This window comes from Zoogloea dura (assembly GCF_012927165.1).
GTDB classification, from domain to species: domain Bacteria; phylum Pseudomonadota; class Gammaproteobacteria; order Burkholderiales; family Rhodocyclaceae; genus Zoogloea; species Zoogloea dura.
Window position 1 is genome coordinate 1 of sequence record NZ_JABBGA010000025.1, and the last position, 22,192, is coordinate 22,192.

At 67.4% G+C, this 22,192-nt stretch carries 22 protein-coding genes, 2 tRNA genes and 1 pseudogene; 5 read left to right on the plus strand and 20 right to left on the minus strand.

The window, feature by feature from the left end; translation table 11 throughout:
- Positions 1 to 410, minus strand: a pseudogene (locus HHL15_RS21325) (formyltetrahydrofolate deformylase); the annotation flags it as partial.
- A 147-nt stretch (positions 411 to 557) separates the two neighbouring features.
- Here HHL15_RS21325 and HHL15_RS21330 point away from each other — a divergent pair.
- Positions 558 to 1,160, plus strand: coding sequence for a helix-turn-helix domain-containing protein (locus HHL15_RS21330; RefSeq protein WP_169147840.1), 603 nt, complete (start codon positions 558 to 560; stop codon positions 1,158 to 1,160).
- Between the two features lie 18 nt (positions 1,161 to 1,178).
- Here HHL15_RS21330 and HHL15_RS21335 read toward each other — a convergent pair whose 3' ends face one another.
- From HHL15_RS21335 to HHL15_RS21345, 3 genes are read right to left on the minus strand one after another with little or no spacing between them, the layout of a single operon-like run.
- Positions 1,179 to 2,978 (minus strand): methyl-accepting chemotaxis protein, encoded by a 1,800-nt coding sequence (locus HHL15_RS21335; RefSeq protein WP_169147841.1) that lies wholly within the window; start codon positions 2,976 to 2,978, stop codon positions 1,179 to 1,181.
- A 14-nt stretch (positions 2,979 to 2,992) separates the two neighbouring features.
- Entirely contained in the window at positions 2,993 to 4,456 is a 1,464-nt protein-coding gene (locus tag HHL15_RS21340; RefSeq protein WP_169147842.1) for an ammonium transporter, read from the minus strand.
- Between the two features lie 10 nt (positions 4,457 to 4,466).
- Positions 4,467 to 4,805, minus strand: coding sequence for a P-II family nitrogen regulator (locus HHL15_RS21345; protein WP_169147843.1), 339 nt, complete (start codon positions 4,803 to 4,805; stop codon positions 4,467 to 4,469).
- Positions 4,806 to 5,237: 432 nt separating this feature from the next.
- On the opposite strand from HHL15_RS21345, the gene HHL15_RS21350 reads away from it, so the two are divergent.
- Positions 5,238 to 5,313: transfer RNA gene (locus tag HHL15_RS21350), tRNA-Gly, on the plus strand.
- A 48-nt stretch (positions 5,314 to 5,361) separates the two neighbouring features.
- Positions 5,362 to 5,436, plus strand: a tRNA-Thr gene (locus HHL15_RS21355).
- An 85-nt stretch (positions 5,437 to 5,521) separates the two neighbouring features.
- Here HHL15_RS21355 and HHL15_RS26815 read toward each other — a convergent pair.
- From HHL15_RS26815 to HHL15_RS21375, 4 genes are read right to left on the minus strand one after another with little or no spacing between them, the layout of a single operon-like run.
- Positions 5,522 to 6,763 (minus strand): hypothetical protein, encoded by a 1,242-nt coding sequence (locus tag HHL15_RS26815; RefSeq protein ID WP_169147844.1) that lies wholly within the window; start codon positions 6,761 to 6,763, stop codon positions 5,522 to 5,524.
- A gap of 26 nt (positions 6,764 to 6,789) precedes the next feature.
- Complete coding sequence (locus HHL15_RS21365) at positions 6,790 to 7,578, minus strand: outer membrane lipoprotein-sorting protein (RefSeq protein WP_206198903.1); 789 nt, start codon at positions 7,576 to 7,578, stop codon at positions 6,790 to 6,792.
- Between the two features lie 3 nt (positions 7,579 to 7,581).
- Complete coding sequence (locus HHL15_RS21370) at positions 7,582 to 8,967, minus strand: ABC transporter permease (RefSeq protein WP_169147845.1); 1,386 nt, start codon at positions 8,965 to 8,967, stop codon at positions 7,582 to 7,584.
- Positions 8,964 to 9,707, minus strand: coding sequence for an ABC transporter ATP-binding protein (locus HHL15_RS21375; protein ID WP_169147846.1), 744 nt, complete (start codon positions 9,705 to 9,707; stop codon positions 8,964 to 8,966). The genes HHL15_RS21370 and HHL15_RS21375 overlap by 4 nt, the downstream gene beginning before the upstream one ends.
- 140 nt (positions 9,708 to 9,847) lie before the next feature.
- Here HHL15_RS21375 and HHL15_RS21380 point away from each other — a divergent pair, with 140 nt between their 5' ends.
- On the plus strand, positions 9,848 to 10,777 hold the full coding sequence (locus tag HHL15_RS21380; protein ID WP_169147847.1) for a helix-turn-helix domain-containing protein: 930 nt from the start codon (positions 9,848 to 9,850) through the stop codon (positions 10,775 to 10,777).
- A 77-nt stretch (positions 10,778 to 10,854) separates the two neighbouring features.
- On the opposite strand, the gene HHL15_RS21385 is transcribed toward HHL15_RS21380, so the two are convergent.
- From HHL15_RS21385 to HHL15_RS21415, 7 genes are all read right to left on the minus strand, one after another.
- Positions 10,855 to 13,176, minus strand: a complete 2,322-nt coding sequence (locus HHL15_RS21385) for an acetate/propionate family kinase (RefSeq protein WP_169147848.1) — start codon at positions 13,174 to 13,176, stop codon at positions 10,855 to 10,857.
- 200 nt (positions 13,177 to 13,376) lie between these two features.
- A complete protein-coding gene (locus tag HHL15_RS21390; RefSeq protein ID WP_169147849.1) occupies positions 13,377 to 13,568 on the minus strand; it encodes a zf-HC2 domain-containing protein in 192 nt (63 codons plus the stop codon).
- Complete coding sequence (locus HHL15_RS21395) at positions 13,562 to 14,149, minus strand: sigma-70 family RNA polymerase sigma factor (protein ID WP_169147850.1); 588 nt, start codon at positions 14,147 to 14,149, stop codon at positions 13,562 to 13,564. The genes HHL15_RS21390 and HHL15_RS21395 overlap by 7 nt, the downstream gene beginning before the upstream one ends.
- Positions 14,146 to 14,691 carry an HvfX family Cu-binding RiPP maturation protein gene (locus HHL15_RS21400; protein ID WP_169147851.1) on the minus strand — a complete coding sequence of 182 codons (546 nt, stop codon included), beginning with the start codon at positions 14,689 to 14,691 and terminating at the stop codon, positions 14,146 to 14,148. Before HHL15_RS21400 ends, HHL15_RS21395 begins: the two co-directional genes overlap by 4 nt.
- The gene (locus HHL15_RS21405) at positions 14,688 to 15,428 is read right to left on the minus strand and encodes an HvfC family RiPP maturation protein (RefSeq protein ID WP_169147852.1); all 741 of its coding nucleotides are present in this window, start codon (positions 15,426 to 15,428) and stop codon (positions 14,688 to 14,690) included. Before HHL15_RS21405 ends, HHL15_RS21400 begins: the two co-directional genes overlap by 4 nt.
- On the minus strand, positions 15,425 to 16,270 hold the full coding sequence (locus HHL15_RS21410) for an HvfB family MNIO-type RiPP peptide maturase (RefSeq protein WP_169147853.1): 846 nt from the start codon (positions 16,268 to 16,270) through the stop codon (positions 15,425 to 15,427). The genes HHL15_RS21405 and HHL15_RS21410 overlap by 4 nt, the downstream gene beginning before the upstream one ends.
- A complete protein-coding gene (locus HHL15_RS21415; protein ID WP_169147854.1) occupies positions 16,267 to 16,587 on the minus strand; it encodes an HvfA family oxazolone/thioamide-modified RiPP metallophore in 321 nt (106 codons plus the stop codon). The genes HHL15_RS21410 and HHL15_RS21415 overlap by 4 nt, the downstream gene beginning before the upstream one ends.
- A gap of 145 nt (positions 16,588 to 16,732) precedes the next feature.
- Here HHL15_RS21415 and HHL15_RS21420 point away from each other — a divergent pair, with 145 nt between their 5' ends.
- On the plus strand, positions 16,733 to 17,374 hold the full coding sequence (locus HHL15_RS21420; protein WP_235943571.1) for a YitT family protein: 642 nt from the start codon (positions 16,733 to 16,735) through the stop codon (positions 17,372 to 17,374).
- 15 nt (positions 17,375 to 17,389) lie between these two features.
- Here the strand turns inward: HHL15_RS21420 and HHL15_RS21425 are convergent, their stop codons facing one another.
- The 5 genes from HHL15_RS21425 to HHL15_RS21445 form a co-directional block, all read right to left on the minus strand.
- Positions 17,390 to 17,863: a MarR family winged helix-turn-helix transcriptional regulator gene (locus tag HHL15_RS21425; protein WP_169147855.1), complete on the minus strand. Its 474-nt coding sequence runs from the start codon at positions 17,861 to 17,863 to the stop codon at positions 17,390 to 17,392.
- 103 nt (positions 17,864 to 17,966) lie between these two features.
- A complete protein-coding gene (locus tag HHL15_RS21430; RefSeq protein WP_169147856.1) occupies positions 17,967 to 18,566 on the minus strand; it encodes a hemerythrin domain-containing protein in 600 nt (199 codons plus the stop codon).
- Positions 18,567 to 18,588: 22 nt separating this feature from the next.
- Positions 18,589 to 19,347 (minus strand): ABC transporter ATP-binding protein, encoded by a 759-nt coding sequence (locus tag HHL15_RS21435; protein ID WP_169147857.1) that lies wholly within the window; start codon positions 19,345 to 19,347, stop codon positions 18,589 to 18,591.
- The gene (locus HHL15_RS21440) at positions 19,347 to 21,149 is read right to left on the minus strand and encodes a branched-chain amino acid ABC transporter ATP-binding protein/permease (protein ID WP_169147858.1); all 1,803 of its coding nucleotides are present in this window, start codon (positions 21,147 to 21,149) and stop codon (positions 19,347 to 19,349) included. Before HHL15_RS21440 ends, HHL15_RS21435 begins: the two co-directional genes overlap by 1 nt.
- A complete protein-coding gene (locus HHL15_RS21445) occupies positions 21,146 to 22,183 on the minus strand; it encodes a branched-chain amino acid ABC transporter permease (protein ID WP_169147859.1) in 1,038 nt (345 codons plus the stop codon). Before HHL15_RS21445 ends, HHL15_RS21440 begins: the two co-directional genes overlap by 4 nt.
- Between the last annotated feature and the right edge of the window lie 9 nt (positions 22,184 to 22,192).

Sequence of the window (22,192 nt, forward strand, 5' to 3'; positions counted from 1 at the left end):
CCGTGCCACTCCACCAGGCCCCGGAAGGTCTCGTGATTCGAGATCACGCACGGAATCTCGATGTTCAGCTCGTCCGCCTGCCAGCGCGCCAGCAGGTCGTACAGGCAGTGCTCCTGCTTGGACACCAGGATCACCACCCGCTTCTTGCGCGCGCTGTCCGAGATCCGCCAGTCCATCTGGAACTCCGCCGCAATCGGCGCGAACTTGTCGCGCAGCGTCTCGATACCGAAGGGCAGCGAGTCCGCCAGGATCTCCTGGCGCATGAAGAAGCGCTCCGCCTGCGCGTCGGCGTGGTGGTTCGCCTCGGTGATCCAGCCCTGGTGGCTGGCCAGGAAGCCGCTCACCGCGGCGACGATGCCGACCCGGTCCGGACAGGACAGTGAGAGGGTGTAACGACGGCTCGATGACATGTTCTCAACTCCGCTGGAAGTTCATATAACGAATCATTTTTTCGTATAGTGCATTTCTGATTTCCCCATGTCAACTATTTTTTCCTTGAGTGAAACATTCGGCGGTATGCAATAATTCCTCTGGAATTGATTGAGGGAGGACGACCGATGAGCGAGCACGAAGGCAGCGGCAGCCTGGAGCGATATCTGGGCAACACCATCCGCGACCTGCGCCAGAAGCACGGCCTGACCATCGCCGACGTGGCGAATCTGGCCGGGATCAGCCGGGGCATGCTGTCGAAGATCGAGAACGCCCAGACGGCTACCAGCCTCGACACCCTGTCGCGGCTCGCCGCGGCGCTGGGGGTTTCCATCGCGACCCTGTTCCGGGGCTACGACGTCCGGGACGGCAGCGCCCAGCTGGTGAAGAGCGGAGAAGGCATGGAGGTGGTGCGGCGTGGCACCAAGAAAGGCCACACCTATCACCTGCTGGCCTATGACCAGGGGCCGACCAAGGTCTTCGAACCCTTCCTGATCACCATCGATCACGAGTCCGAGACCTTCCCGATCTTCGAGCACCCGGGCACCGAGTTCATCTACATGCTGGAGGGGGAGATCGAGTACCGGCACGGCCAGAACACCTATGTGCTGACTCCGGGGGATGCGCTGACCTTCCGCGCCGACATTCCCCACGGCCCCGAGAAGCTGACGAAATGCCCGATCCGCTTCCTCAGCGTGCTGATGTACCCCAGCGGCGGCGAAGCCAGCTGAGGCCCTCCCAGCCGTGCCTCAGGCCGAGGCACGGGCCGCTCCGGTGCGGGCGGCGTCGGCCGCCAGCGCCTCCTCACCACGCAGGCGGCCGGGCTCGCTGCGGAAGCTGCCGCTGCCCTTGATCACCTCGAACTGCCAAGTGCGCTCGATATCTTCCCGCTCGCGGCTGCGGGCGAAGGTCGTGATGAAGCGGTTGATCGCCTGCAGGAGCCCGAGGGACGACGGGTCGTCGGCCACCCCCACTGCGTAGAACCAGGGCTGCGGCGACAGCGCCTGCGGCAGGATCTCGATGCGCCCACGCCAGGGGCTGTCCTTGCCGTAGCAGGCCCAGGCGAAGATCGGGTGATCCACCGCAAAGGCGTCCACCGTGCCGTCGGCCAGGGCATCGTGGATCACGCCCTGGTCCGAGTAGCCGATCAGGTTGGCCAGGCGCACCGTGCCCGGGCCACCCCGGGCATGTTTGCTCCAGCGCAGCCCGGCGGCTTCCAGCGCCGCGAAGGCCGCCGGATCGTTGATGCAGCCCAGCACCTTCCCTTCGAGGCTGGCCAGGCCGCTGATGCGTTCGTCGCCCTGGCGCCGGGCCAGGACGTAGTTGAGATAGGTATAGCTTTCCGAGAAGGCCACGCCCTTGTAGGCCGCGTTGGGCGGCAGGGCGCTCCACACCAGGTCGGCCTCGGCCTCGCCGGGACGCCGGCCGGCCTGCAGCAGCTCGGTGCATTGGTCCCAGGGGTGTTCGACGAACTCCACCTTGACCCCGATGGACCTGGCAAAGGCACGGGCGTAATCCACATCGAGGCCGCGCAGAGGCTCGCCCGGCTTCATGCGGAAGGACAAGCCCTTGAAGGCCGGCTCGATGGCCACCCGCAGGCAGCCCCGGGCACGGATGGCCGCCAGCCGGTCGAAGGCGCAGTCGGCCTGCAGCCCCTCCCGCTCCAGCAGCGGCGCCAGGGCCGGCAGGATGCCGTCCCGCGGCAGCCTCTCCAGGCGCCCCAGCTCACGGGCGAGGCGCTCGGCCCATTCCAGCTTGAGGCTCTGGCGTTCAAAGGTGCTCTGGTTGAGGGCGTGCATGGCCGCGATCACCCGACCATGCTCCTCCAGCGCGGCAAGTGCGCCACGCAGGCCATCAAAAGTCTCGCCGATGCGGGCGAAGGCCTCGCCGGTCTCCCGGTTGGCCGCCTCCACGCTGGCTGAACTGGCATTGCGGAAGCCTTCCAGACGAGTCTGGAAGTCACTGAAATCGAGCAGCCGGGAGGCGCTCTTGGCATTTGCCACGGTATCGCCGGCAAGGGCCCGGATACTGTCGGCGACCACCGCGAAGGCCCGCCCCTGCTCTCCCGCGCTGGCCGCCTGGATGGCGGCATTGAGGGCCAGCAGATCCAGGTCGCGGCCGATCTTCTCGAGCACCCGCACCACCTGCCCGATGCGCCCGACCTTGTCGGCCAGAGCAGCCTCAAGCTCCGCCAGCCCCATGCCGACCCCCTGCCCGGCTTCCGACAGGGTGGCCACGGCCCGGTCGCGCAGCGCCAGGGCCTGTTCGCTGCCCTGGTTCATGGCAGCCTGGCCGCGGGCGGTTTCACCGGTCATGGCCTGGATGCGGGCGGCCACTTCACCCTGATGGGCGGCGTGGGCCGACTCGGCATTGAGGCCATGGCGGACCAGGTGGCCGATGCGGCGCCCCCAGGCCGCCAGGGCATGCCCTGGCGAAGGCGCTTCCTGCACGGTCGGCACAGAACCGGCCAGGTCATCCCCGACCGCATCTCCGGCGGCCACGAAGTCACCCCCGCGGGGGCCCAGGATTCCCTTCATCCAGAGCATCATGGCCGCCGCTCCGCTCAGTGGTGGTAGGCCGTTTCGCCGTGGGCGGCGAGATCCAGCCCTTCGCGCTCGTCTTCCTCATTGACGCGCAGGCCGATGGTCAGGTCGATCAGCTTGAAGGCCACGTAGGACACCACGCCCGACCACACCACGGCGGTGCCGACACCCCAGGCCTGAGCGACCATCTGGGCGCTCATGTCGAAGGCGCCCGGCGCGTTGGCGACGTAGTCCCAGATGCCGGCGCCGCCCAGCTCGGGCGAGGCGAAGACACCGGTGAGCAGCGCACCAAGGATGCCGCCGACGCCATGCACGCCGAACACGTCGAGGCTGTCATCCACCCCCAGCATGCGCTTCAGGCCATTGACGCCCCAGTAGCAGACGATGCCGCCGAGCAGACCCATGATGATGGCGCCCATCGGCCCCACCAGGCCGCAGGCCGGGGTGATCACCACCAGGCCGGCGATGGCACCGGACACCGCGCCCAGCATCGAGGGCTTACCCTTGAACAGGGCTTCGATGATGGTCCAGGAGACGGTTGCGGCGCAGGTCGCCACCAGGGTGTTGAAGAAGGCCAGGCTGGCCGTGGCACCGGCCTCGAGGGCGGACCCCACGTTGAAGCCGAACCAGCCCACGAACAACAGCGAGGCGCCAACCAGGGTCATCACCAGGCTGTGGGGGGCCATGGATTCACGGCGGTAGCCGATGCGCGGGCCAACCATGTAGGCACCCACCAGGGCGGCGACACCCGCATTGATGTGCACAACGGTGCCACCGGCAAAGTCGAGGGCGCCCTTGTTGAACAGGAAGCCGGCGAACTCGCCCGCCTTGGCCGCCGCCTCGGCAGAGGTGAAGGCATCCGGACCCGCCCAGTACCACACCATGTGGGCCATCGGGATATAGGAGAAGGTGAACCACAGCACCATGAAGATCAGCACTGCCGAGAACTTGATGCGCTCCGCGAAGCCGCCGATGATCAGCGCCGGCGTGATGGCGGCGAAGGTCAGCTCGAAGGACGCAAAGAGGTACTCGGGGAGCACGACGCCCTTGCTGAAGGTGGCCACCACGGTCTCGGGCGTCACGCCCTTCATGAACAGCTTGTCGAAGCCGCCGATGAAGGCATTGCCGTCGGTGAAAGCCAGGCTGTAGCCATACACCGCCCACAGCACGCCGAGCAGACAGAAGATCACCAGGGTCTGCATCAGCACCGACAGCATGTTCTTGGAGCGCACCATGCCGCCGTAGAACAGGCCGAGGCCCGGCGTTGCCATCATCACCACCAGCAGGGTCGCGGTGATCAGCCAGGCGGTATCGCCCTTGTTGGGCACCGGCGCGGCGGCGGGGGCCGCTGCCGGGGCGGCAGCGCTGGCCGCATCGGCCACCGCCGAGACCGCGGCCGCGGCGGCCGGCGCATCCTCAGCCCACGCCGGGGCGGTCATGAACAGGGCAAACAGCAGGCTTGCAAAGACCATCAGACGTTTCATGGGATTCTCCTCAAAGGGCTTCGCTACCGGACTCGCCGGTGCGGATACGGATGGCGCGTTCCAGTTCGAAGACGAAGATCTTCCCGTCACCGATCTTGCCGGTTCCGGCGGCCTGCTCGATGGCGGCGATGGCCGCATCCAGCGCATCGTCCGGCACCGCCGCCTCCACCTTCACCTTGGGCAGGAAATCCACCACGTACTCGGCCCCCCGGTACAGCTCGGTGTGCCCCTTCTGGCGGCCGAAGCCCTTCACGTCGGTTACCGTCAGCCCGGGTACCCCTGCAGCGCTGAGGGCCATGCGGACCTCATCGAGCTTGAAGGGTTTGATGATTGCGCTGATCCATTTCATGGCCGGCTCCCGTGTGACTGGCAGGCCTGCGTCCTTTGCGGAAACTTCATGGCTCTACTCCCCTATTGCACAGTATGAAAAAAAGTTTCCCAACAAGAAGCATGAGCTGTGCCAGAATCAAGCGCGCCTTAAGAATCAAGCGCTTGGAAAATCTGACGGGAAATCCATGCACAAAAACCCGGCATGCCTCCGGCGCGCCGCACCAAACGGGCACATCGCGCAGCGGGGCCTACGGCTTTGATCTCAATGGAGATTCACGGAAAGAACCAAGCCAGGTACGCAGCGTGCCCCCTGCTGGAACATCACTGCCCGGCCACCCGACGATGAAAATTTTCAATCGCGAGGTGTACAAATCGAAAGATTCCGGTATAGTGCCGGCCTTCGACAGACGCAGCGCAAGCAGTCAAAACGCTGCTTCAAATCGTTGAAAATGCGGCAGTAGCTCAGTTGGTAGAGCGCAACCTTGCCAAGGTTGAGGTCGAGAGTTCGAGACTCTTCTGCCGCTCCAGTTTCCCGTTCCCCGGGTTGTCACCCGGCGCGGACACTACGGGATACCGCTCATGTAGCTCAGTGGCAGAGCACTCCCTTGGTAAGGGAGAGGTCGGCAGTTCAATCCTGCCCATGAGCACCACCCGATAGGCAGAAAGGCCGGTTCCCCTGGGAACCGGCCTTTTTGTTTCATCTGGCCCGGGACGAACAGCGTGCCCCCGCCCCGCCTAGAAGTAATACCGTGCCAGCAGCTGCCAGCCGCGGGACTCCGGCACCGCCCCATACACGCTGCCCGCCTCGCCGCCATGGCGGACCCACTGGAGTGCGTACTCCACGCTGTCCACGTGGTAGCGCGCCTCCGCCCACAGTCGATGGCTCCGGTCCGCCAGATCGAGGTTGTGCATCACACCGAGATCCAGGCGCGGCACCAGGGCGTCCTGCCACAGCGCCTGCAGGAACACCGCCCGGCGGGTGGGCATCTCCTGGGTAACCCGCAGGGCGCTGCGGTACTGGCCGTAAAGGGCGGCCGGCCCCTGGCGCAGGGCATTCCATGCCGACGCCTCGAGGCCCCCACCGTTATGCTGGTACTCGGCGGTGAGCGAGAGTTTGTCGGGCGTGGTGTAGGTCAGGCCGCTGGAGACACGGTTGCGCCAGGTGGTGCAGTCACATGCCGGCATGAAGGCTTGCAGGGCGTCGGCCAGCTGCGTGGCGCTGCGCCCGCCCGACCACTCCAGGTAGGCCACGGTGGCATCGTTGAGCAGGCCGGTCAGGTTGAAACCGAAGCGGGTGGAGCGTGCCTCCTCGTGAAAGACCAGCAACTGCGGCGTCAGCCCTCCGACCCGCTGGCTGAGGGCCAGCAAGCCCCGATGCCGTGCGTTGGTGGCTCCCACGTCCAGGGCCAGGCCCTCCGGATTGGACTCCCGCGCCAGGGCCGGCGCGTAAAGGGCGGTCAGCGAGCCGCCGTCCCACAGGTGCTGGGCCCGCAGCATGACACTGCCCTGGCGGTTCTCGCGGAGACTCGCCGGGTTGATGGAGATCGGCGCACGGACGGCGCCTTCACGAAAGTAGTCGGTAGGGTTGTAGCCTGTCGCCACCCCGTTGCGCACATTGATCCGCCCCAGGTCGAACATGGCATCGGCAGCGAGCTGCCAGCTGACATAGGCTTCCTTGAGGGTGTTGACGGCATGCTCGCCCCTCCCGGGGGCAGGTTGGCCCAGGTCCAGACGGTCGGCCACGAAGACACGCGTGCCGGGCGCCAGGGAATGCTCGTAGCGGATATCCACCGACAGGCGCCGGCTGCCCTGTACGGCGCCGTCACCGCGCCGGACCGAGGCGCCGGCGCCGGCCTCGATGAAACTCCGCCAGTCGCTGGCCTGTGCGACTTCCGCGGGTTGCAGGTCAGCCAGACTGAGGGCGGCATCATCGGCATCCGTCGCCCGGGCCGGACCGGCCAGGACGAAAAGCGCCAAGGCGCCCAAGCAGACGCCGGCCCGACTCATTCCGGCTTGAAGCGCGGCAGGTAATCGCGCTGCAGCCAGGCCTCCGGCACCTCGCGCCGGGTCCAGTCGGAGTAGCGCATGACGGTGACCCAGTCGCTCTCCAGACCGTCGATGATGACCATCTCGGTGGGCCGCTGCACACCGAAGATGGGCTGGTAGCGGCGGTAATAGGCGGTCTTCAGCAGCTTGCCGCTCTCCGAGTAGAAGCGCGCCTTGAGCGGACGGGCGTTGGCCACATCCACCCACATCTCGATGCGATGGTAGGTGGCATCCGGGTTGGCGGCGGAGAGACTGAGGCGGTGGCAGCGCCGCGTCTGGCGGTCACCGTCCTGGGTGTCTTCCTCCACCGCCGCCACGGCCTGGTAGTCCCGCGCGAAATTGACGGTCACCACGTCGCCGTTGGAGGCCTGGCCGAGCAGGCGTTGCTGGGGCGACAGGCGGATGCTGGCCTTGCTGGACGGATCGTAAAACCACATGTCCTTGCCGTTGAAGAGGATCAGCTTGTTGGCATCACGGGCCGGCGCGGTATAGCGCACCAGGCTGCGGAACTGGCCGCCCGCAGGATCGGCCTTGGAATAGATGGCCAGCGTGCTGCTCTCGGTCTGCCGGCCCTGGCGGTACTCCACCAGGGTGTTGGTGAGCCCGAAGGGGAAGTCCGGATTGCGGACCGCATCGCTGGCCACCAGGATCTCCTGCGGGCTGGGCGCCGCGCGGCCGGGCAGCGCCACCAGGATCAGGGCGAGCGCCAGCAGGCGGATCATCAGGCGGAAAGACGTCATATTCATGGCTCAGGCGTGGCGCAGGGCATCGACGATCACCCACCTCGCCGCACGGCGGGCGGGCCACCAGGCGGACAGCAGGGTCACCGCGATGATGCCGGTCACGCTGCCGGCGAGCAACGGGAGGTCCTCCCCCACCCGCACCAGGATCAGGTAGGCGTAGGCATAGCCCGGCGGGGTCCACGACCAGCCACTGTGATTGATCGCATAGGCCACAGCCAGGGCCGTGAGCACCCCGATGGCGGCACCGATCAACCCGAGCTGCAGGGCCTCGCACAGGAACAGGCGGCGGATGCCCGAACGGCGCAGCCCCATGGCCCGCAGGGTGCCGATCTCGGCGGTACGCTCGACCACCGCGGTGCTCATGGTGTTGCCGATGGTGAACAACACGATCACCCCGATCAGCAAGGCAATGAAGCCGAACATGGAGTCCATGAACTCGTTGGTCTGCCGGTAGGTCGGATTGAGCGTATCGAAGTCCAGCACCTCCAGCCCCTCCTGCCCGGACTCCGCCAGCAACTCCGCCAGGCGCTGGCGGGCGGCGGGGATCTGTTCCGTATGGCGCAACTGGATCAGGATGGCCGTCACCTGCGGCGTGGCTGTGCCGTAGATCAGGCGCTGGGCCTGAGCCAGGTGCATCGCCATGTACACATCGTCGAGGGCCTTGATGCCCATGTTGCTGGCCTTGATCACGTTGAGGCTGGCCACATTGGGGGCGCCCCGCGCCGTCGCGGCGAGCATCTCGATGCGGTTTTCGGCGGATGTCGCCCGGGCGCTGCCCTCGAGGGCCGACAGGGCCGCGACGTCGTCGGGCACCCCTGCCCCCTCGCCCGCAGCCGGCTGCCCAACGGGCACGCAGTCGGCCGACTCGAGCAGCGCGCACAGCTTCAGCTTGCGCGCCACGCCCATGCCGACGAGCACCGCGTCGCCAGGCGCCCCCACCAACGGCAGGGGCTGGGCATAGCTGATCACCCCGTAGTCGTTCCACTCGAGCATCCGGTTGCGGTCCTCCGGGATCAGGCCGGTGGCCATCACCGAGCGTGACACTCCGCCCGAGAAATTGCCGGCGATGCCGCCCAGCTGCAGGGTCGGCGTGGCGATCACCAGCATCGGCGCCAGTTGCGGGTCCTGCCGGAGGCGCGCCAGGAGGCCTTCGTAGCCGGCGATCCCGTAGGCGGTCGGGTTGTCGCCGCCATCCAGGAAATAGCCCTTGCGCTGGATCTGCAGATGGCCGGTCTGCTGCACGAAGCCGGTCTGAGTGCCGTAGAGGATGTTCGAGCGGTAGCCACCGAAGATCAGGATGGCGACCAGGCCGATGACCATCGCCAGCAGGGTGGTGAGGGAGCGACGGCGGTTGCGCAGCAGGTTGCGCCAGGCCAGGAACCAGGTGTTCATGAGCGCTCTCCCTGCACTTCCAGCGCCCCTTCACGCACCACCTCCCGGGCCACCTCCCGCTTCAGCTCGACGCCGACGATGCGGCCGTCGCGGATGAAGATCACATCGTCGGCCTCGGCATGGACCTGCGGATCGTGGGACGAGAAGACGAAGGAGACATCCTGCTCGCGCTGCATGCGGCGCATCAGGGCGATGATCTCCGCCCCGGTCTGGCTGTCCAGGTTGGCGGTCGGCTCATCGGCCAGCACCAGGCCCGGCGCGGTGGCCAGGGCCCGGGCGATCGCCACCCGCTGGCGCTGGCCGCCGGAAAGCTGGGCCGGCAGGTTGTTGCGGCGGCTCTCCAACCCGACGGCCTCGAGCAGGGCCTGGACCCGCCGCCGCCGTTCCGCGGCCCCGACCTTGGCGAGGTGCAGCGGATACTCGATGTTCTCGTAGGCGCTGAGCACCGGGATCAGGTTGAAGCTCTGGAAAATGAAGCCGATGTGACGGGCCCGGAAATCCGACAACTCGTCGTCGGGCATGGACTGCACCGCCCGGCCGGCCACCCGGATCTCGCCCTGGTCGGGCGTATCGATGCAGCCGATGAGGTTGAGCAGCGTTGTCTTGCCACTGCCGGAGGGCCCCGAGATGACGGTGAAGACTCCCCGCCGGATGTCGAGGGTGATATCGCTGAGGGCCGGCACCTCCACCGCCCCCAGGCGATAGACCTTCCCCACATTGCACAAGCTGACCGGATGCATCGTATTCCCCGAAAACTGAAGCGCAGCCGCCCGGAACGAACGGCCGGAGCGGATCCTATCCGGCCTGCGGGGAGAGGGTATTGAACGATTACGACATGGCCGGGGCATGCCGGAACTGTAGGCTTTTCTTATACTAGGGCATGCTCAAGATCGCCCCGCCCCCGCCCGCTTCGGGCGCCGCCCCGCTGTCGGCCACCTCGTCCCAGCTGTGGCTGCCCCGCCCCGCCCTGTCGTCCTGCGTCCGTGCCGTGATGAGCCGGGACACCCGTGGCGTGGCGCTGCGCGCAGAGGAGCGCTACAACCACTTCCCGGCCACGCCGGCCTGCTCCCTGGTCTGGTATTTCAGCGGCCAGGCCGAGGTGCTGCGCTCCCACCAGCCAGCCCGGGAGGACAGCCCCGGCAGCCCGCTGCCGGACCGGATCACCTTCTGCGGACCGTTCAACCGCCCGGTGATCAGCCGGAATCCGGGCCCCATGCACGCCATGATGCTGATGCTGATGCCCGATGCCCTGGCGCTGATGACCGGCATCGACCCCGGCGCCTACATCAACCGCGTCGTCCCCGCCGCAGAGGTGCTGGATCCCGCATGGATGGCCATGTGCAGGGAGGTGGACAAGGCCGCCGACGATGATGCAAGGGTCCGGATCATGGCCACCTTCCTGGACCCCCGCTGGCAGCAGGCCAGGCCGGATGCCGACTCGCCCACCCGCTTCTTCCTGGACTGGTCCCACAACCTCGCGCTGCGGGCCGGCACCTCCGGCCTGGGACGCAGCCTGCGCCAGGTCGAACGCCGGATCAAGCAATGGACCGGCCAGCCCCTGCGCGAACTGCGCGGCCTCGGGCGCTCCGAGCAGGCCTTCTTCGACGCGGTGGTGGCCGGCCGTTCGGGGAATGTGAACTGGAGCGACGTGGCCAGCAACACCGGCTTCGCCGACCAGTCGCACCTGTGCCGCCAGACCCGGCGCCTCACCGGCTTTCCACCGGAAGAACTGCGCCGCCGGATCTTTGCCGACGAGAGCTTCTGGGCCTACCGGCTGTGGGGCTTCACCGAGAGCGAGCTGCCGGACTGAAGCCGGCAGCCCCGGCAGCAAAAAGGGCGGCCTAAGCCGCCCTTGCCGGGACACGGGATGAGGGCACAGCCCCCGCCTCAGACCCGGCTCTGGATCTCCTCGATGTAGCCCTGCATGCCGGTGCGGATGTTGGCGGCGTTGCCCTCGTCCGTGTCGATGTGCATGGCCAGCCGGTAGGCCGGATTCACCCGCACCACCACGTCACCGAAGATCAGCTCACGCTCGCCCTCGACGCGCACCCGCACCACGTACTTGTCACGCACCCGGAAGCGCCGCGCGTCCTCGGGTGTCATGTGGATGTGGCGCTGGGCGCAGATCACGCCACGCTCGATGACGGTGCTGCCGGCCGGGCCTTCCAGGGTGATGCCCGGGGTGTTGGTCAGGTCGCCGGATTCGCGGATGGGAGGCTGGATGCCGACCTTGAACTGCTCGGTCATGGCGATCTCCACCTGGGTCTCCTTGCGCGTCGGGCCCAGCACCCGGACGTTGGCGATGCGCCCCTTGGGGCCGACCAGGTGCACCTTCTCGGCACAGGCAAACTGACCCGGCTGGGACAGCTCGTGCTCGGGCGTGAGCTGGTGGCCCTCACCGAAGAGCTTGTCCACGTCGGCCTGGCAGAGGTGCACGTGGTGGGCCGAGATCTCGATGGGGATGGCCGGCGCCTCCTCGGCACGCGCTTCCAGCAGCAGCTGGTTGCGCTCGATGGAGCGCAGGGTCTCCCAGGCCACCAGACGCTCGTCATCGTTGTTGATGACCAGGATGGTGACCGGCGAGTCGTCGGCCGAGATGACGGCGTGGGAGCCGAAGTTGCCCAGGTTGCGGTTCTTTTCCTCGTCCAGCTTGATGCCCATGTAGCCGAGGCCCTGACAGGCCAGGCTGCGCACGGTGGCGCTGGATTCGCCCACTTCGCCGGTGAAGGCCAGCACGTCGATGCCGCCCATGGCCGCCACGTAGGCGCCGATGTTCTTGCGCACCTGGTAGCAGAAGGCCTTGTGGGCCAGCAGGGCGCGGTGATGGCCGTTGCTGGCAGCGGTCTCGATGTCGTGGATGTTGCTGGAGATGCCCGAGATACCCTTCAGGCCGCTACCGGTATTGATGAGCCGGGACAGCTCCTCCGGCGACATGTGGTGATGCTCCATCAGGTGGATCATCACCGCCGGGTCGATGCTGCCGGAGCGGCTGGGCATGATCAGGCCGTCGGCGGGGGTCATGCCCATCGAGGTGTCCACCGAGCGGCCATGGTCGATGGCGCACACGGAGGCGCCGATGCCCAGGTGGCAGGAGATGATCTCCAGCTCGCCCAGGGGGCGCTTCACCACTTCCGCCGACTTGAGGGACACATAGCGGTGGGAGGTGCCGTGGAAGCCGTAACGGCGGATCCCTTCCTGCTTGTACAGGTCGTAGGGCAGGCCGTAGAGGTAGGCGTAGGGCGGCAGGGTCTGGTGGAAGGCGGTATCGAACACCGCCACATGGGGCACGCCAGGCAGCTGCTGCATGGCCATGCGGATCCCTTCCACGTTCACCGGGTTGTGCAGCGGCGCGAAGATGGACAAGGCCTCGATGTCGGCGATCACGTTGGGGGAGATCACCACCGCGCTGGAGAACTTGCTGCCGCCATGGACCACCCGGTGGCCGACCGCCACCACATCCTCAGGATGGAAGGCAAAGACGTCACCGAGCAGCCGCGTCGCCTCACTCATCACCCGGAACAGCTCGGTGAGGGCGAAAGGCTCGCGCACCTGGGTCTTGGTCTGGGTGCCGACATTCACCGTCACGCAGGACACGGCTGGATCGGAGTTGTCGATGATGCCGTGGACGTCGGAGCCGAGATCCTTGGTGTCGTAGACCCCGAAGTGGATCTGGCTGATGCCGACGTTGAGCGCCAGCACCTTGCCCGGCGTGCCGTTGATCAGGGACAGGGCGTAGGGGTCGTCGGACTTGGCGGCGCCGGCGGGTTGGCCGGCCACGATGTCCAGGGACATGCTGCGCATGCGGTCGAGCAGCAGGCGCGACAGGTAAGCCACCGCCCTGGGGTTGGTCAGGATGTGGCTGTTGAAGATCGCCTGGGGAATCAGCAGCACATAGCAGCGGTTGCCGGCGATCACGTCGGCAGCCAGCTTGTCGCCGGTCAGGATCGACATCACGCCGAACACATCACCCGGGGCCAGTTGGGACAGCACCGAGCGGGTGCCGATATTGTCGGTGACGGAAATCTCCGCATGGCCGGTGATCAGCACGCCGATGTACTTGCTGTCGTCGCCGGTTTCCAGGATGGCCTCGTTGCCCTCGTAGGTGGCGAGTTGCCCCTGGCTGACGATCTCCTCGACCTTGTCGGCCGGGAAATGCTCGAAAAGGCGTACCTGTTCGAGGAAGAACCGTTTCAGATCGATTTCACTCACGCTGATTCTCGCTTCAGATTGGTGTGCCAACAGGCCACAGGATAGTCCTGCTGTTGCAATGCAGCAAAGCACATTTGCCACACTGGCGCCACGCTTGACGGGCCTGCCAGGCCCCCCTATGGCGGCGGCATGGCCCGTGCATAAGCCTAATGCGCTGTTGTGACGGTCATTCGCGGGAAATCTGAAGGGTCAGCTGCAGTTCAGGGCGTGTCGTCGTCGGAAAGGCGGATAAAGGCACGGCTGGCGCGGCGCAGAAAGGCGGTCTGGCGCCGGAAGGCGCGGCAGCCCCGGCAGAAGGCCAGGTGGAAGCGCAGCTGGAGCCGCTCGCCCAGGCTGAGGGGCCGGTCCATGCCCTCGGACATGATTCGGGTGGCGTGACGACAAGTCAGCATGGCGCGCCCTCCCCGGCAAACCAGCCGGTGCTGAGGCACTGGCGCAGACCCGCCCGCGCCCGGTGCAGGATCACGTTGCAGTTACTGATGCTGAGCTGCAAGGTGGTGCAGATCTCGTCGGTTTCCAGGCCCAGGAACTCCCGCATCATGAACACCCTGGCGGTGCGCGCCGGCAGCACCTCGAGACAGGTCTCGAAGACCTGCCAGAACTGGCGCTGTGCCAGGGCTTCTTCCGGATCACCCCAGGCCCGCGGCCGGCCGGCCGGGCTCCAGTGGCCGTTTTCGCGGAACAAGGCCTCGAAGGCTTCGTCCATGTCAGCCTCGTCCCGCTCGAGGCTGGACACCTGCACGCTGCGGCCACGTTCCCGCAGGGCGTCGATGACCTTGTGGCGGACGATGGTGAACAACCAGGTCTTGAGGGCCGAACGGCCGCCAAAGCGATCAACCCCCCGCAGGGCGGACTCCATGGCCTCCTGCACCACATCCTCGGCGGCCGCGTCATCCTGCAGCTGCAGGCGGGCGAACTTGAGCATCTGGGGGCGGAAGCTGGAAATGAGTTCGGCCTGGGGGGTATCCGTCATGGCTGGCGGGCGGCTCCTGACAAAAGGACGCGGTGGCGGATCCATGCATCCACGCTGAGGCGCCCGGGACCGAGCAGGATCAGCGGCAGCAGCATAGCAAGAAAGATCACCGGCAACTTGAAGTTGCCGAAACCCTCATCGCTGATCGCATAGCCCTGCGCCAGTTCGGCCAGGCTGCCCCATGCCTCGGGCCAATGCACGGCGGCGGTGGCCACCACCGTCAGGACGGCCAGCGAGACACCAAAGAAGCGGGTCCCCAGGCCGAGCAGCAGAGCGATGCCACCGGCCAGCTCGAAGGTGGTGGCGAGCTGCCAGCTGATGTCGGTCGGCACCTGGTCGAAGGGAAACGGGAAGCGCTCCCGGATGTCGTCGAACCAGTTGCTGCCATGGAGCTTTTCGAGGCCGGACTCGAAGAACTCCCAGGCCAGCACCAGGCGCAGGCCGAGCAACGCTGCCCACTGGCCCGCGCCGTCGAGACCGCGGAGGCCGGCACGCAGCAAGTCAAGGGATGCGGAAAGCAGCGGGGCAGAGGCGGTATTCATGCTTGAACTCCCAGAATGATGCCGAGGCGACACAGGTCGGCCAAGGCGTGACGACCGAATTCGAGAAAGGCGGCATCCGCCTCCCGCCCCATCTGCCCGGCCAGGCTGGCCAGCACATCCCGCCCCCGCCGGGCCGCCGGCTCCAGGAGGGCCAGCAAGGCCGCGGTGGCGGGGCTGAGCTCGACGAAGCACACCGTATCGGCGGCATCGCGATACACCAGCAGGCGGACAGGCTGCGGCCGGCGTGGCCGGTAGTCGGGGCCGATGTGCTGCACCGGCCAGTCGAAGGCCAGCGACAGCAGGGCCGGGTTGAGCACCGGGATGCCGTCGAGCAGGTCCCCGCCGGGGTCGGCCGGGGCACCCTCACCGTCCATCAGCTCCACCGCCAGCTCGGCCCATTCATAGTGCGCCAGGGCGGCAAACCAGCGCGGCAGCGGCGGGGTCTCGCCAGCTTCCAGATAGGCCACGAAGGCCCGGGGGATGTCGCGGAACCAGGGAGACTCACAGGCCCCGTCGCGGAAGAAGGCGCGGCACAGGCGGGCCCAGCGCGCCTCGCCGAGGCAGGCCCGGCCGACCGGGAAGCAGCGATCCAGGAAGCCGCGCAGGTTGGCGAAGAGCAGGCCCTCGTAGCGCGCCATGGCCGCAGCCGGCACACCGGCGGGCCACGGCGTGCGGCCGCCGCCGCGGATGCGCGCGCCGAAGCTGCGCTGGAAGTCATGCAGGCCAGGCGCGCTCATGCCACACGCTCCGGTAAACGGGCCGCCGCACGCTGCAAGGTGGCGATGCGGGCCACCTCGCGGCCGAGTTCATCCAGGGTGGGAAACTCGGTGTCCCGCTCCAGGCAGGTGGGCACCGGCCCGCAGTGGCGATAGGCCTCGGCCAGCAGGTCCCACACCGGGTCGATGACCGGCGCGCCATGGGTGTCGAGCCGCCAGCCGTCCTCTTCCACGTGATGCCCCGCCACGTGGATGTAGCAGGTCCGCTCCAGGGGCAGGGCGCGCAGGAAGGCCAGCGCGTCGAAGCCGAAATTGGCGCTGTTCACCACGATGTTGTTGACGTCCAGGTGGAGCAGGCAGTCGGCTTCCTCGATCACCGCGCGGATGAAGCCGGCCTCGTCCATCTCGGCCCCCGGCGGCACCAGGTAGCAGGAGGCGTTCTCGATGCCGATGCGCATGCCTAGCACGTCCTGGGCCTGGCGGATGCGGGCGGCGGTCCACCGCACCGCCTCCCAGGTCCACGGTAGCGGCAGCAGATCGTAGAGCGGCCGGCCGTCGTCGGCCCAGGCGAGGTGCTCGGTGTAGAGGGCGATGCCGTGGCTGTCCATGAAGCGGCGGATGCGCTGCAGCAGGTCGGTGTCCAGCGGACGCATGCCACCCAGCGACAGGGACAGGCCGTGGCAGACGAAGGGATAGCGCTCGGTGCAGGCCCGCAGCTGGCGGGCCTGCCGCCCGCCGGTACCGGCCCAGTTCTCCGGGGCCAGCTCAAAGAAGGCTACGCTGTCGGGCACCCCGGCCTCCATCGCGGGCAGCAGCTCGCGGCGGAAGCCGAGGCCGGCGCCGGCCGGCAGGCGGGTGCTCACTTCTTGTCGGCCGCGCACTTGCCGTCGGCCTTCTTGTCGCTGGCGCAGCTGGCTTCCTTCATCTTGTCACCGCTGCATTTGCCATGGCCTGCCTTGTCGGCGGCGCAACTGCCGTCGGCCTTCTTGGACATCTTCTTCTTGGCGGCGGAACACTTGCCTTCACCGCACTTGCCATCCTTGGCCTTGGTGTCGGCCTGGGCGAGCTGGTAGCCGCCGTCCAGCGCTTTGGCGGCAAACGGATTGTCGGCCGCATGGGCGAGGCCGGCGAGCAGCAGGGTGGAGGCCAGGGCAGCGGTCAGGGTGGCGGTCTTCTTCATGATGGAACTCCTTGCAGTTGGGGGGGATCAGCCCTGGCGGCCCCGGGAGAGGTGCCGCAAATCGCAGGTGCTGATTCTTAGTCGGGGCCGGCGGCGGGTTCTTACACGGCCGGATCAAAAAAAACCGGGGGAGCGACGGTTATCATTGCGCACTCCGGCTCCTGCCCTGATCCCGATGGCCTCCGACGCTCCGCCTCCCCACCACAGCCCCCTGGAAGACGTCCAGGGTGTCCTCACCGGCTGCCTGTTCATGGCCCTGGCCATCCTGATGTTCCGGGAAAGCCGCCTGCTGCTGGGCGGCACGGCGGGGCTGGCCTTCCTGCTCCACTACCTGGCCGGCTGGCGGCTGGGCCCCGTGCTGTTCCTGATCAACCTGCCCTTCTATGTGTTTGCCTACCGGGCCCTGGGGCGCGCGTTCACGGTGAAGACCTTCTGTGCGGTGGCGGTGTTGGCGGTGTATACGGAGATGTTGCCGGGGCTGATCGCCTTCGAGCGGATCGACCCGCTCTTTGCCGCGGTGATGGCCGGCCTGCTGGCGGGCATCGGCATCCTGATCCTGATCCGCCACGGCGCCAGCCTGGGCGGGCTGGGGGTGCTGGCGATCTACCTGCAGAAGGTGAAGGGATGGCGCGCCGGCACGGTGCAGATGCTGGGGGATTGCGTGGTGCTGGCGATCGGCCTGCTGGCCGTGTCACCGGGCCAGGTGGCCCTGTCGGTGCTGGCGGCCGCAGCCCTGAACCTGGTGATCGCCATCAACCACCGGCCGGACCGCTATTTCGGTGCCTGAGCGGCCCCGCGGGGCTCAGTGGTCGGCCAGGTTGTTGAAGATCTGCTCGAGATCCTGGCTGATGCGCATCAGGCGGGCTTCGCTCAGGCCCGCATAGCCACGCAGGAAGATCTTGCCGGTGGCCTGCTGGATGTCGGTGAGCAGGCTCTCGCCCTTGGGCGTCATGGACACGTCGGTGATCCGCGCGTCATCCGGATTGGTGGCCGTCTGCACCAGCCCCTCGTCGCGCATGCGCTGCACGATGCGGGTGATGGTGGACAGCTTGATGATGGCGTGGGTGGAGATCTCGGACACGCTGAGCGTGCCGTGATTCTTCAGGAGCAGCAGCACGCGCCGAGTCGGTACGTCGGTGCCCAGCTTCTTGAGGACCTGCTCCATCTGCTGGGTGTAGATGGCATGGGCCCGCGCCAGCCAGTAGAAGGGGAACTCCTCGTAACGGAAGTTCTCGCTGGTCGGCAGGAAGCGGTTGTTCTTTTTTGCGCTCGACATATCGGGGGGTTCTTGAAAGCCCTGAAGACTCGGCTCGGCCGGTTGCTCCGCCGGCGGCCCCGGGCATGATACCTGCACAAGGGGCCATCCGGCAGCGCGGGGCTCAGCCCTCCTTGTAAGGACCCGCCCCCAGCCCGATGGGCTCCGGCGCAGCGGCCACCAGGCGTGAGAAGATCCGCGCGAAATCCTCGGGCTCCGCCGGGGTGCGGGTCCCGCTCATGGGGTCCACCGAACCGGCAAAGCCGGCGTTGGCGATCGCCCAGTCCTCGGCGGTGAAATGCTTGTGCACCAGCGGCAGGATCTCCCGCTCCTCGCGCATCATGTGGTCCCGGTAGAAGGCCGCGAAGGCCTCGAAGGCCTCCACGAAGCCCTGGAATCCGCCCGGGGCGCCGTCGGCATAGTTCTGCACGGCCACTTCCAGGGCCTTGATGCGGTCGTTGCCGTGGGTGTGCTCTTCCTCCAGGCGGGCCACGGCCTCGGCCCCTTCGGCGGTGCGCTGCTTGAGCAGGGCGAAGATGAACTGGTCTTCCTTGGGGTGGTGGCGCTTCTCGGGGTAGGCGTCCAGGTAGTGGACCATGGCGCGCAGCAGGCCCATGTCGGGCTGCAGGGTGCCGGAACCGATGTCCCGGAGCATCAGCCGGATGGCGTGCAGGATGGCCGCCAGGGACTGATGTTCGTCGATCATGATGCGCAGGGCTTCCATTCTTGTGTCTCCTTGGGTGCGCTCAGGTGGCCAGCATGGCTTGATGCTTGCCGCCGAGGCCGAGATAGGCTTCGATCACGCGGGGGTCGTCGGCCAGCTGGTGGGCGGGGCCGTGCATGGCGATCTGGCCGGTTTCCAGCACGTAGGCGTAGTCGGCCACCTGCAGGGCGGCGCGGGCGTTCTGCTCGACCAGCAGGATGGACACGCCGCGACGGCGTAGCTCGGCGATGATGCGGAAGATCTCCCGCACGATCAGCGGCGCCAGGCCCAGGCTCGGCTCGTCCAGCATCAGCAGCTTGGGCTTGGCCATCAGGGCGCGGCCCACCGCCAGCATCTGCCGCTCGCCACCCGACAGGGTGCCGGCCAGCTGGCTGCGCCGCTCCTTGAGGCGTGGGAACAGGGTGTAGATCTCTTCCATGGTATTGGCATGGTCGCGCAGGCCGCTGCGGTAGCGCTGGAAGGCGCCGAGCAGGAGGTTGTCCTCCACGCTCATCTCGCTGAACAGCTCGCGCTTCTCGGGCACCAGGTTCATGCCGCGGGCGACCATGCGCTCCACCTCGGGCACCACCTCGATGCTGCCGTCGAAGGCCACCTGGCCCTTCGACTCGAGCACCCCCATGATGGCCGACAGCATGGTGGTCTTGCCGGCGCCGTTGGGGCCGATCACGGTGACGATCTGGCCCTCGCCCACCGTCAGGCTGGCATTGCTGAGGGCCTCGACCTTGCCATAGGAGACGCTGAGGTCGCGGATCTCCAGCACGGTGTTGTTCGGATTTGCCATCACTCCACCCCTCCCAGATAGGCTTCGAGCACTGCCGGGTCCTTCTGGATCTCGTCGGGCAGGCCTTCGGCGATCTTCTGGCCGAATTCCATCACCACCACCCGGTCCACCAGGTTCATCACAAAGTCCATGTCGTGCTCGACGATCAACGTGGCCAGACCTTCACCGCGCAGCTTGCGCAGCAGGTCGCCGAGGGCCTGCTTTTCCTTGTGGCGCAGGCCGGCGGCAGGCTCGTCGAGGAGCAGCAGGCAGGGATCGGCACACAGGGCGCGGGCGATCTCGAGGATGCGCTGCTGGCCGAGGGCCAGGCTGCCCGCCTCGGCGTGCATGAACTCGCCCAGCCCGACCCGCTCGATCTGCCGGGCGGCCTCCTTGAGCAGGCGTGCCTCTTCGGCCCGGTCCAGGCGCCAGGCCGACGACAGCACGCCCTTGTCGCCGCGCAGGTGGGCGCCGATGGCCACGTTCTCGAGCACGCTCATGGTGGGCAGCAGCTTGACGTGCTGGAAGGTGCGGCTCATGCCCATCCGGGCGATGTCGCGGGAATCCTTGCCGGCCACCGGCTGGCCCATGAACAGCACCTCGCCGGAGGTCGGCGTATCCACGCCGGAAAGCTGGTTGAACATGGTGCTCTTGCCGGCGCCGTTGGGGCCGATCAGGGCCAGGATCTCGCCGGCCTTCACCTCCAGGCTCATGTTGTTGTTGGCCACCAGGCCGCCGAACTTGCGGGTCACCTTGCGCGCTTCGAGGATCAGCTCGCCGGCCTTCGGCGGCGTGCGTCGCGGCAGCGCCTCGGCAGACTCCTCGATGTGCTTGTTGTCGACCCGCACCGGCACCAGCCGGCGCAGCAGCGGCCACAGGCCACCACGGGCGCGCTGCAGCACCAGGATCATCATCAGGCCGAAGACGATCACTTCGAAGTTGCCGGCCTGGCCCAGCAGCTTGGGCAGGATGTCCTGCAGCCACTGCTTGAGCAGGGTGATCACCCCGGCGCCCACCAGCGCGCCCCAGACGTGGCCGGCACCGCCGATCACCGCCATGAAGAGGTACTCGATACCGATGTTGAGGCCGAAGGGCGTCGGATTGACGAAGCGCTGCATGTGGGCATACAGCCAGCCCGAGGCACAGGCGTGCAGGGCCGCGATCAGAAAGATCACCATGCGCGAGCGGGAGGTGTTCACGCCCATCGCCTCGGCCATCACGATGCCGCCCTTGAGGGCGCGGATGGCCCGGCCTTCGCGGGAGTCGAGCAGGTTCTGGGTGGTCAGCACGGCCGCCAGCAGGAAGGCCCAGATCAGGTAGAAGATCTTCTCGCCGGTGTCGAGGACGATGCCGAACAGGCTGATCGGCGGAATGCCGGTGAGGCCGGAATGGCCGCCCAGGCTTTCCGAGGTGCCGAACAGGAAGTACAGGCTGATCCCCCAGGCCATCGTCCCGAGCGGCAGGAAGTGGCCGGACAGGCGCAGGGTCAGGGAACCCAGCAGCAGCGCCACCACGGCGGTCAGCAGCAGGCCGGCCAGCAGGGTCAGCCACGGCGAGGCGCCGATCCAGGCCAGCCAGCCCGGCAGGGAGGTCATGGTGGTCAGGGTGGCGGTGGTGTAGGCCCCCAGGCCGACGAAGGCCGCCTGGCCGAAGCTGGTCAGGCCGCCGACACCAGTCAGCAGCACCAGCCCCAGGGACACCATGGCGTACAGGCCGATGTAGTTGAGCAGGGTCACCGAGAAGGGCGACAGGAACAGGGGCGCCGCGGCCAGCAGGGCCAGGAAGGCCCCGAGGACCAGGCGCGGAGACAGCTTGGCGTTCATTCTTCTTCCTCCACATGGCGGCTGTTGAGGGAACGCCACAGCAGCACGGGGATGATCAGGGTGAAGACAATGACTTCCTTGTAGGCACTGGCCCAGAAGGAGGAGAAGGACTCCAGCTGGCCGACCAGCAGCGCACCCAGGGCGGCCAGGGGGTAGCTGCCCAGCCCGCCGATGATGGCGGCCACGAAGCCCTTGAGGGCGATCAGGAAGCCGGTGTCGTAATACACGGTGGTGATGGGCGCGATCAGCACACCCGACAGGGCCCCGATGAAGGCGGCCAGGAAGAAGGTGAGCTTGCCGGCCAGCGACGGGGAGATCCCCATCAGCCGCGCGCCCACCCGGTTCATGGCGGTGGCCCGCAGGGCCTTGCCGTAGAGGGTGCGCTCAAAGAACTGGAACAGGGCGACGATCAGGGTCAGCGACACGGCGACGATGACCAGGGTTTGACCGGGCACCATCAGCGGGCCCAGATCGAGCACGGCCTCCGAGAACGCCGGGGTACGCTGGCCTTCGGCACCGAAGAACAGCAGGCCCATGCCGACCATGGTCAGGTGAGCGGCGACGGACACGATCAGCAGGATCAGGATCGGCGCGGAGGCGATCGGCTGATACACCAGCCGGTACATCTGCGGGCCCATCGGCACGACGATGGCCAGGGCCAGGGCCACCTGGGCCAGCTGGGGCAGGCTCTGCAGGGGCACTACGCTCAACAGTGCGGCCAGGCCCAGGGGATAGGCCAGGTTCCAGCCCGCCACGCCAAGCAGCCTGCCCGGCCGCCCGGCACGCAGGGCGGGGACACCGTCCACCACGGTCACGGCGACACCCAGGCCAACCAGCAGCCACAGGGTGGTCGGCACCACGCCGGCCTGCAGCATGGCCAGGGTCAGGGCACCGTAGGCGACAAACTCGCCCTGGGGGATGAAGATGACCCGGGTGACGGCAAAGACCAGCACCAGGGCCAGGGCCAACAGCGCATAGATCGCACCGTTGGTGATGCCGTCCTGCACGAGCATCAACGCAATCGGAAATTCCATGGACAAACC